Source organism: Gemmatimonas sp. UBA7669 (genome assembly GCF_002483225.1).
In the GTDB taxonomy this organism is placed as follows: Bacteria; Gemmatimonadota; Gemmatimonadetes; order Gemmatimonadales; family Gemmatimonadaceae; genus Gemmatimonas.
Genome location: NZ_DLHL01000056.1, coordinates 8,797 through 9,483, shown reverse-complemented (window position 1 = coordinate 9,483; position 687 = coordinate 8,797). Strand labels below are relative to the sequence as shown.

Annotated in this window: 1 protein-coding gene (only partly in view); it reads left to right on the top strand. The window is 63.6% G+C overall.

The features are described 5' to 3' along the window. Nucleotides 1–687: the 5' portion of an elongation factor Tu gene (locus B2747_RS17690; protein WP_291164065.1), read on the top strand. The gene runs 195 nt beyond the window's last position; the window shows 687 of its 882 coding nt (coding positions 1–687); its start codon is at nt 1–3; its stop codon lies off the right edge, out of view.

Below are 687 nucleotides of genomic sequence, written 5' to 3'. Positions count from 1 at the left end.
ATGGACGGCGCGATCCTGGTGGTGTCGGCCGTGGACGGCCCGATGCCGCAGACCCGCGAGCACATCCTCCTGGCGCGCCAGGTGAACGTGCCGAAGGTCGTCGTGTTCCTCAACAAGTGCGACCTGGTGGAAGACGAAGAGCTCCTCGACCTCGTCGAGCTCGAAGTGCGTGAGCTGCTGTCGAAGTACGATTACGACGGCGACAACGCGCCGGTCATCCGCGGCTCGGCCATCAACGCCATCAACGGCGATCCGAAGTGGGTGGCGGAGTTCCAGAAGCTGTACGATGCCCTCGACACGTACATCCCGGAGCCCGTCCGTGAGACGGACAAGCCGTTCCTCCTCCCGGTCGAAGACGTGTTCTCGATCACGGGTCGCGGCACGGTGGCCACGGGGCGTATCGAGCGCGGCATCATCAAGGTCGGCGAAGAAGTGCAGGTCGTCGGCTACAACAGCGAAAAGAAGACGACCGTGACGGGCGTCGAAATGTTCCGCAAGCTGCTGGACGAAGGCCAGGCCGGTGACAACGTCGGTCTCCTCCTCCGCGGCATTGCGAAGGAAGACATCGAGCGCGGCATGGTGCTGGCCAAGCCGAACTCGATCAAGCCGCACACGAAGTTCACGGCCGAGGTCTACGTCCTCACGAAGGAAGAGGGTGGCCGCCACACGCCGTTCTTCAAGGGCTAC